General features: G+C 67.1%; 10 protein-coding genes. 5 read left to right on the forward strand and 5 right to left on the reverse strand.

All coding sequences use genetic code 11. The features are described from left to right. The 4 genes from WB508_RS08830 to WB508_RS08845 form a co-directional block, all read left to right on the forward strand. A partial coding sequence (locus tag WB508_RS08830) for an SDR family NAD(P)-dependent oxidoreductase (protein ID WP_423844515.1) occupies positions 1-440 on the forward strand: 440 nt, incomplete at its 5' end. Between the two features lie 63 nt (positions 441-503). Further along, on the forward strand, positions 504-2,222 hold the full coding sequence (locus tag WB508_RS08835; protein ID WP_423844516.1) for a BCCT family transporter: 1,719 nt from the start codon (positions 504-506) through the stop codon (positions 2,220-2,222). Between the two features lie 110 nt (positions 2,223-2,332). After that, a complete protein-coding gene (gene typA / locus WB508_RS08840) occupies positions 2,333-4,201 on the forward strand; it encodes a translational GTPase TypA (RefSeq protein ID WP_423844517.1) in 1,869 nt (622 codons plus the stop codon). A 36-nt stretch (positions 4,202-4,237) separates the two neighbouring features. Beyond that, positions 4,238-5,833 carry a cation:proton antiporter gene (locus WB508_RS08845; protein ID WP_423844518.1) on the forward strand — a complete coding sequence of 532 codons (1,596 nt, stop codon included), beginning with the start codon at positions 4,238-4,240 and terminating at the stop codon, positions 5,831-5,833. A gap of 6 nt (positions 5,834-5,839) precedes the next feature. On the opposite strand, the gene WB508_RS08850 is transcribed toward WB508_RS08845, so the two are convergent. Then, positions 5,840-6,463 carry an alpha-ketoglutarate-dependent dioxygenase AlkB gene (locus WB508_RS08850; RefSeq protein ID WP_423844519.1) on the reverse strand — a complete coding sequence of 208 codons (624 nt, stop codon included), beginning with the start codon at positions 6,461-6,463 and terminating at the stop codon, positions 5,840-5,842. A gap of 63 nt (positions 6,464-6,526) precedes the next feature. On the opposite strand from WB508_RS08850, the gene WB508_RS08855 reads away from it, so the two are divergent. Further along, entirely contained in the window at positions 6,527-6,841 is a 315-nt protein-coding gene (locus tag WB508_RS08855) for a hypothetical protein (RefSeq protein WP_423844520.1), read from the forward strand. Between the two features lie 3 nt (positions 6,842-6,844). Here WB508_RS08855 and WB508_RS08860 read toward each other — a convergent pair whose 3' ends face one another. From WB508_RS08860 to WB508_RS08875, 4 genes are all read right to left on the reverse strand, one after another. Continuing rightward, positions 6,845-7,117, reverse strand: a complete 273-nt coding sequence (locus WB508_RS08860) for a DUF2516 family protein (RefSeq protein ID WP_423844521.1) — start codon at positions 7,115-7,117, stop codon at positions 6,845-6,847. Between the two features lie 79 nt (positions 7,118-7,196). Beyond that, on the reverse strand, positions 7,197-7,736 hold the full coding sequence (locus tag WB508_RS08865) for a hypothetical protein (protein ID WP_423844522.1): 540 nt from the start codon (positions 7,734-7,736) through the stop codon (positions 7,197-7,199). Beyond that, positions 7,733-8,167, reverse strand: coding sequence for a helix-turn-helix domain-containing protein (locus WB508_RS08870; RefSeq protein ID WP_423844523.1), 435 nt, complete (start codon positions 8,165-8,167; stop codon positions 7,733-7,735). The genes WB508_RS08865 and WB508_RS08870 overlap by 4 nt, the downstream gene beginning before the upstream one ends. A 90-nt stretch (positions 8,168-8,257) precedes the next feature. Next, the coding region (locus WB508_RS08875) for an asparaginase (protein WP_423844524.1) at positions 8,258-9,002 on the reverse strand (745 nt) is incomplete at its 5' end.

Here is a 9,002-nt window from a genome sequence, read left to right on the forward strand (position 1 = left end):
AGGTCAATGTCATCGGCACGCTCAACGTCACTCGGGCGCTGCTCCCCGCCCTGGTGGCCAGCGGCGCTGGGACCTTGATCAACCTCGGCTCCACCGCGGGGCGGATCGCCTATGAGGGTGGCGGCGGGTACACCGCCGCCAAGCACGGCGTGGCCGTCATGACTGAGACGCTGCGGCTTGAGCTCGTGGGTCAGCCGGTGCGGGTGACCGAGATCGCTCCCGGCATGGTGCGCACCGACGAGTTCGCGCTCAACCGGTTCGACGGCGACCAGGCCAAGGCCGATGCGGTCTACGCGGGGGTGCGTGAGCCGCTGACCGCCGAGGACATCGCCGACACGGTCGCCTGGGTGGTCTCCCGACCGCAGCACGTGAACGTGGACCTGATGGTGGTCAAGCCGATCGCGCAGGCCGCCCAGCACAAGGTCGATCGCACGAGTTGACGGATTCTGCGCCGACTGGAATGGTCGAAAAGTTCCGCCCCCCATTCATCGGAAGGGACCCCCATGGCCACCACCGAGGTCAAGCCGCCCGCCCCATCAGGTCGTCGCCGGCTGTCGTTCCTCTCGTCGGTCCACCCCGGCGTCTTCTACCCGTCCGTCGCGATCCTCACGACGGTCGTGCTGCTCGCCATCATCTTCCCCACCCGGACCGGTGACGCGCTCGGCTCGTTGCAGACCAATGTCATCAGCGGCATCGGCTGGTACTACACACTGGTCGTGAGCGGATTCGTCATCTTCGCTGTGTTGATGGGCGTGAGCCGCTTCGGCGACATCACGCTCGGTCAGGATGACGACGAGCCTGAGTTCAGCCTGAAAGCCTGGTTCGCCATGCTGTTTGCCGCGGGCATGGGCATCGGCCTGGTCTTCTGGGGCGCTGCGGAGCCACTGACGTTCTTCACCAGTCCCAAGCCCGGGACCGAGGGCGATCAAGCCGATCTGGCCAACGCCGCCATGTCGCAGGTCTTCCTGCACTGGGGATTCCACGCCTGGGCGATCTACGTGGTCGTCGGCCTCGCCATGGCCTACGCGATCCACCGCAAGGGCCGCTCGGTCTCGCTGCGCTGGACCCTCGAGCCGATCTTCGGCGACCGGGTCAAGGGCCGTCTCGGCGACGTCGTCGACGTCATCGCCGTCGTGGGCACCGTGGCCGGCGTCGCCACCTCGCTGGGCCTCGGTGTCCAGCAGATCACCGCCGGCATCGCCAGCCTGGGCATCATCGACGAACCGACCGACACCATTCGCGTCATCGTGATCGTGGCCATCACAGCCGTGGCCATCGTCTCGGTGGTCAGTGGCGTCGGCCGGGGAATCAAGTGGCTGTCCAATGCCAACCTGGTGCTGGCCGGCGTCTTCCTCGTCCTCATCATCATCTTGGGCCCGACGCTGTTCATCTTCCGCGACACGGTGCAGAACCTGGGCAACTACCTGGCCGGCATCGTGCCGATGAGCTTCAACACGAGCGCGCTGACCGGCGAGGAGGGCCTCGCCTGGCAGGGCGCGTGGACCACGTTCTACTGGGGTTGGTGGATGAGCTGGGCACCGTTCGTCGGTGTGTTCATCGCCCGCATCTCCCGCGGCCGCACCATCCGTGAGTTCGTGGCCGGTGTCCTGCTCGTGCCGACCCTGGTGTCGGCCCTGTGGTTCACCGCCCTCGGCGGCACCGCAATCATGCGCCAGATCACCGACGGCGACCTGGTCGGTGAGGACGGCGTCACCAGCAGCGAGGGCGTGCTGTTCAACCTGCTCGAGACGCTGCCAGCCACCGGGCTGCTGTCCGGCATCGCGATCGTGCTGGTCACGATCTTCTTCATCACGTCGTCGGACTCCGGCTCCCTGGTGGTCGACATGCTGGCCTCTGGCGGCGACCAGAACCCGCCGGTCTGGAGCCGCGTGATGTGGGCCGTGCTCGAGGGTGGAGTTGCGATCAGCCTGCTGCTGGCCGGGGGCCTGGGGGCGCTGCAGACCGGAGCGATCCTCACCGCAGCACCCTTCAGCGTCGTCATGATCGCCATGGCGTTCGCCACCTACAAGGCGCTCAAGGCTGAGCATCTGGAGATCACGCGTCTCGCCCGCCGGGCCCGCATGCGTGAGCTCGAGCAGGAGATGACCGAGAACATCACGGACGGTCTGGTCGACAACTTCGACCACCACTTCGCCGACCCGGTCGACGATCGTATCGAGACCGCGCTGCGGGACAACGAGGAGCAGTCGCCGCCAGCCTGATGGCTGCGGCGACCGATGCGGGTGTTTGGGGCCTCAACCCCTAGAATCGTTGAGGCCCTCGCACTCGCGAGCCGTTTCACGCCCCGACACCTTTGGTAGGCCCATCCCTCATGCCCATTCGCTCCGATCTGCGCAATGTCGCCATCGTCGCCCACGTCGACCACGGCAAGACAACTCTGGTCGACGCCATGCTGCAGCAGCAGGGACACTTCGACGAACACCACCAGCTGACCGAACGGGCGATGGACTCTGGCGACCTCGAGCGCGAGAAGGGCATCACGATCCTCGCGAAGAACACGGCCGTCCGGTACAACGGACCCGGTTCGCCCGAGGGCGGCGTCACGATCAACATCATCGACACCCCCGGCCACGCCGACTTCGGTGGTGAGGTCGAGCGCGGACTGTCGATGGTCGACGCGGTCGTGCTGCTGGTTGACGCGTCCGAGGGCCCGTTGCCCCAGACCCGCTTCGTGCTGCGCAAGGCGTTGGCCGCGAAGATGCCGGTCATTCTGGTCGTCAACAAGGTCGACCGTCCCGACTCCCGCATCTCCGAGGTCGTGGACGAGACCTACGAGCTCTTCCTCGATCTGCTGCCTGACGATGCCGGCGACGACGCCCTGGACTTCCCGGTGGTCTACGCCTCGGCCCGCGCTGGTCGTGCGTCGCTCGAGCAGCCTGCCGACGGCGGTATGCCCGACAGCGAGACGTTGATCCCGCTCTTCCAGACGATCATGAACTCGGTCCCCGCGCCCGAGTACACCGAGGGTGCACCCTTGCAGGCGCACGTCACCAACCTCGACTCGTCCCCGTTCCTCGGCCGACTGGCCCTGGTGCGCGTCAAGGAGGGCGAGCTGCGCAAGGGCCAGCAGGTGGCGTGGTGCAAGCGCGACGGCTCCATCGAACGCGTCAAGATCACCGAGCTGCTGGTCACCGAGGAGCTGGAGCGCAAGCCCGGCGAGAAGGCCGGCCCCGGCGACATCGTGGCCGTGGCAGGATTCTCCACCATCAACATCGGCGAGACGTTGGCCGATCCGGACAACCCGGTCCCGCTGCCGCTGATCCACGTCGACGAGCCAGCCATCTCCATGACGATCGGCACCAACACGTCGCCGCTGGCCGGACGCGAGAAGAAGACCAAGGTCACGGCGCGCCTGGTCAAGGATCGGCTCGATTCCGAGCTGATCGGCAACGTGTCCATCAAGGTCCTGCCCACCGACCGTCCCGATGCGTGGGAGGTGCAGGGCCGCGGCGAGCTGGCGCTAGCCATCCTCGTGGAGCAGATGCGCCGCGAAGGCTTTGAGCTGACCGTCGGCAAGCCGCAGGTCGTCACCCGCCACATCGATGGCAAGCTGCACGAGCCGATCGAGCGTCTCACCATCGACGCGCCCGAGGAGTACCTGGGCACCATCACGCAGCTGCTGGCCGTCCGCAAGGGCCGCATGGAGCAGATGATCAACCACGGCACCGGCTGGGTCCGCATGGAGTTCCTCGTTCCCGCGCGTGGCCTGATCGGCTTCCGCACCGAGTTCCTGACCGACACCCGCGGCACGGGCATCGCCCACCACATCTCCGAAGGCTACGAGCCCTGGTTCGGCGAGATCTCGACGCGCCCGTCCGGTTCGCTGGTGGCCGACCGTGCCGGTGCCGTCACGTCGTTCGCGATGACCAACCTTCAGGAGCGCGGCGTGCTGTTCGTCGATCCCGCCACCGAGGTCTACGAGGGCATGATCATCGGCGAGAACTCCCGCGATGACGACATGGACGTCAACATCACCAAGGAGAAGAAGCAGACCAACATCCGGTCGGCGACGTCGGACAACTTCGAGAAGGTCATCCCTCCGAAGAAGCTCTCGCTCGAGCAGTGCCTGGAGTTCTGCCGCGAGGACGAGTGCGTCGAGGTCACGCCCGGTCACGTCCGCATTCGTAAGGTGATTCTGGACGCATCGGCACGCAACCGAGCGGCTCGTTCCAAGAAGTAGCAGCCGGCGAGCCGGGGCTGGCGGACAATGGCAGGCATGACTGATCTGTCCGTCGTCCTGCTCACGGCCCTCGTGGCCGGGCTGGCGGCGTCGCTGGTGCGGCTGCCGCCGCTCGTCGGCTTCCTGGTGGCGGGGTTCGCCCTGAACGCCGCCGGAGTCCCTGAGCTCGACGGCCTCGACCTGGCCGCCGACCTGGGGGTGGCCCTCCTGTTGTTCGGGGTGGGGCTCAAGCTCGACGTCCGGGTGCTCACTCGGCGCGAGGTCTGGTCGACCAGCCTGATCCACCTCGGGGTCACGTCGGCCCTCGGCTGGGCGTACCTGAGCGCGATCGCGCTCGTGGCCGCCGGCCTCATGATCGAGACCGACTGGCAGTCGCTGCTGGTCGTCGGATTCGCCCTGTCGTTCTCCAGCACCGTGCTGGTCATCAAGGTGCTCGACGACCGCAACACCGCCAGCAGCCGCTACGGCCGCACGGCGATCGGCATTCTGATCATCCAAGATCTTGTCGCAGTAGCCTTCCTCACCGCCGCCCGGGGTGAGGCTCCTTCGCCGTGGGCTGCCCTGCTGGTGCTGCTGCTGCCGGCGGCCTGGGTGGCCCGTCAGATCTTGCGCCGGCTTCGGCACGACGAGCTGGTGCCTCTGTTCGGCGTCGCGCTGGCCCTCGGCCCCGGGTACGCCCTGTTCGAGAATGTCGGACTCAAGGGCGATCTCGGCGCCCTGGTGATCGGCCTGCTGATTGCGTCCTCACCGCGCTCGGCCGAGCTGTCCAAACGGCTGTTCTCAGTCAAGGAGCTGCTCTTGGTGGGCTTCTTCCTGTCCATCGGGTTCACCGGACTCCCGTCAGGAGACGACCTCGTCATCGCTGCCCTGCTCCTGCTCGTGATCCCGATCAAGTCCCTCGGATTCGTGGCTCTGCTGTGGTGGCAGGGCATGCGGCACCGAACCTCGGTTCAGGCCGGCACGGTGCTGGGCAACTACTCCGAGTTCGGACTCATCGTGGCCGTGGTCGGCGCGGAGTCCGGGCTGCTGTCCGAGGATTGGCTCATCGTGCTGGCCACGGTCGTCGCGGCTGGATTCTTGGTTTCGTCTCTGGTCGATCGGCAGATGGACCGACTGGTGGCGGCCGCCGAGCGACGGTTCCCCCGCCAAAGTCCCGAACAGCTGCACCCGGGCGAACGCACGATCGACCTTGCCCACGCCGATGCGGTCGTGCTGGGCATGGGACGTATCGGCCAGGCGGCCTACCGACAGCTGGAGACCGAGTACGGGCTGCACGTGATCGGGATCGAGGCCCGGGAGGACCGCGCTGCCCAGCTGCAGACCGATGGTTTCGAGGTGATCGAAGGCGACGCCCTGGACCCCGACCTGTGGCACCAGCTGACCCGCACCGGCGAGCTCGACCTCGCGATCCTCGCCATGCCGTTCCATGGCGCCAACGTGGCCGCGATGCGGCTGCTGGAGGCGCAGGACTTCTCCGGAACAATCGCCGCTGTGGCCCAGCGCGATCACGAGGTGGACGACATGCACCAGCGCGCGCACTCGGTGTTCGGGCTCTATGACGGCGCTGGCACCTCGCTGGCCGACGGCGCCGCCGAAGCCGCCGGACTGTCCAGCCGCCCCGACCCCGACTGAGCGCGGTCAGAGAACGTTCGCGGGGCGGAACTGGACGCTGATGCGTGGGCCGACGGGTCGGGCGGTCTTGAGCACCGCGTGATCCCAGGTGCGCTGGCAGGAGCCGCCCATGACCAGCAGGTCGCCATGACCCACCGCGAAACCGGTGGAGGGTCCGCCGGACCGAGGCCGCAGCGACAACCGCCGCGGTGCCCCGAGCGAGAGGATGGCGACCACGGTGTCGTGGCTGCGTCCGCGACCGATGCGGTCGCCGTGCCAGGCCACGCTGTCGCGCCCGTCGCGGTAGTAGCACAATCCGGCGGTGACGAACGGCTCTCCGAGCTCCGGGGCGTAGTAGGCACTGAGCGCGTCGCGAGCCTGCAGCAACGCTGGGTCGGGGAGCGTGTCCCCGACGCCGTACGCCCGCAGCAGACGCGGCACCTCGACCACCGAGTCATACATTTGGCGCTGCTCGGCTCGCCAGTCCACCTCGGTCTGCAGCCGGGCGAACAGGGCATCGGCACCGCTCATCCACCCCGGCAGCACGTCGACCCAAGCGCCGTGCGCCAGCTCGTGTCGTTGCACCGAGCCGTCCAACGGTGCCACTGCGGCGGTATCGGCGGTGTCGAGCAGCGAGCTCTGGAAGTACACGGCGACACCCTACGCCGAATCGAACGCATGTTCTACCCGCCACCTGCCCCATAGGCTGGTGCCATGTCCGCCCCCGCGCCCGCCGAGTCGCCCTATGAACGCCTCCTCGACCTCGTCGATCGGCTCGCCTCCGACCCCGATCTACCGATCAACGCCGACACCGAGCGCACGCTCGAGCAGATCACCATCGAGGCGCTGGCCGATCACAGCATCGACCGCGAGCTGCACCTGCGCGATGTCGTGCGATGGCTCGTCGCCCTGGTGCACGGGCATCGCGCCGTCCGCGTGAGTCACCCCGAGGTCGACGGCGATGAGGAGATCGCCCTGATGCGGGTGCTCATCACTCGCTGGCTGCACCCGGCCCGTCGCGACGCCTGAGCCTCAGGTCTGCGAGCCGCGCAGCTGCGCCAAGTACACCAGCGCGGCCACGGTACCGATCAAGTTGAACACGCCCAACGGTGCCGGAAAGACGATGTGCGCCAGGAGCGCCAACACCAAGATGATGGTCCAGCTGCGCTTGGGCAGCGTGTCGTGCGACAAAAAGGACGACGGCGAACGGCCCAGGCAGTCGACCAGCGCGAACCCCTTGACGACCAGCAGCACCACGGTCAGGACGAGGGAGATGCCACCTTGCACACCGGCGAAATCGAGCATTCGCTCAGCCTAGCGAGCCAGACAGCACCAGAGGCGGGCCCCCGGGGGGACCCGCCTCTGGTGATGGTGCTGGTGAAGATCAGGCCTTCTTGGCCGGAGCCTTCTTGGCCGGAGCCTTCTTGGCCGGAGCCTTCTTGGCGGCCGGCTTCGTGGCGGTGGCCTTCTTGGCCGGGGCCTTCTTGGCGGCCGGGGCCTTCTTGGCCGGCTCCGGCGTCTTCTTGACGGTCGTGTCGACCTTCTCGGCAGCCTTGCGGGCCGTGGTGGGCGCCTTCGAGGTCACCTTGGTGACCTGGTTCTTGGCGTCCGTCACGAGCTGCTCAGCGCGCTTCTGCGCGTCATCGGCGAAGCTCTTGGCGGTCTTGGTCGCGTCGTCGACGCTGTTGTCGACCGTCTTGCGGATGTCCTCGACCGTGAGGCCCTTGGCCTTGGCGAAGACGCCCTCGGCCTGCTTCTGCAGATCCGTGTAGGTCGCGGTGGCGGTGCCGACGGCGGTCTGCACGAGGCCCTCGGCCTGCTTCTGCAGATCGGCGACATCGATCTTCTTGAAGGTCTCGGGCAGGCCCTTGACGTCCTCGACGATGGACTTGAACTGGGCGTTGATCGTGGTGGTGATGGTCATGCATCCTCCTGGTTGTCCGCGCCCTGTGGCGCGATGTTGGCTTCGGTGACTGTGGCGGCCAGCTCGCTGTCGGAGGCGTTGTCGAAACCGACGAACGAGCGGTAGATGTCAAGCAGAGCGGTCTTCTGTCGCTCGGTCAGACGCGGGTCCAGTGCGATCGCGTCGTCCACCATCCGCGCTCCCGACTCGTCGGCATCGAGGATGCCGGCGCGGACGTAGAGCGATTCTGCTGAGATGCGCAGCGCCTTGGCAATCTGCTGCAGCACCTCTGCCGATGGACGGCGCAGCCCTCGCTCGATCTGGCTGAGATACGGATTGGAAACATCCGTGAGCTCGGCCAATTGTCGCAAGGACATCTGGGCCTGGCCGCGCTGCTCACGCAGGTACTCGCCGAGTCCTTCGACGGTGCGCTGCATGCTCAACTTGGCCATGTCTTCATTGTGCTTGCAAAAGTTAGCAGATGCAAGCCGAACTGTTTGCGACGTGCGTCACAGCCGGAGATGCGTCGCGCTGTCAAGCGCTCAGAACGCCGTGCGAATCTCACCGATCGGCAGCCCGCCACCCAACACGACCGGGCGCTCCGCGAGAAAGTCCGACTGGACGCCAGCCAGCTCGACGATCCGATTCATCACTGCGTAGACCGGCCGCTCCGCACCGTCCTCGATCTTCACCGTGATCGCCGTCCCGTCCGGCAGACCCACGACATAGACGCTCTCGGCCCCCCACTTGGCGACCAGCCCGGGGACTGCCCCCATCAACGCGCGCTCGGGTCGACGCGTTCCGCTCACGTACTCGGGGTGCGCAAGCCACGCGTCGATGAGTCGGTCTCCTTCTGCTCCCGCCTCACCGCGCCGCATCGCGCCGATCGCACCGGCCAAGCTCGCCAGGCTGCACCCCAGCAACGGCGCACCGCATCCATCAGTACCCACGGCGGCGGGCGAGGATCCTGTCAGCTCGGTGAAGGTTTCGGTGATCAAGATCTGCAGAGGGTGGTCAGCGCGCAGGTAGGTGTCCACGGGCCAGCCGTTGACAGCGCACGTGAGCAGCATGGCGGCGTGCTTTCCCGAGCAGTCCATCAAGATCGGCGCACGCGTGCCCCCGGCCCTCAGCAGATCGGCGTGCTCGTGCGGATCGATGGGATACGCCGCAGGGGTCTGCAGCGCGGCTTCGTCCAGGCCTGCCTGAGCGAGGATCGCGCGAACCCCAGCCACATGAAAGTCCTCACCCGCGTGGCTGCCAACCGCCAGCGCAAGTAGCTCGTCGGCA

This window comes from Aeromicrobium sp. (assembly GCF_049586495.1).
GTDB lineage: Bacteria > Actinomycetota > Actinomycetes > Propionibacteriales > Nocardioidaceae > Aeromicrobium.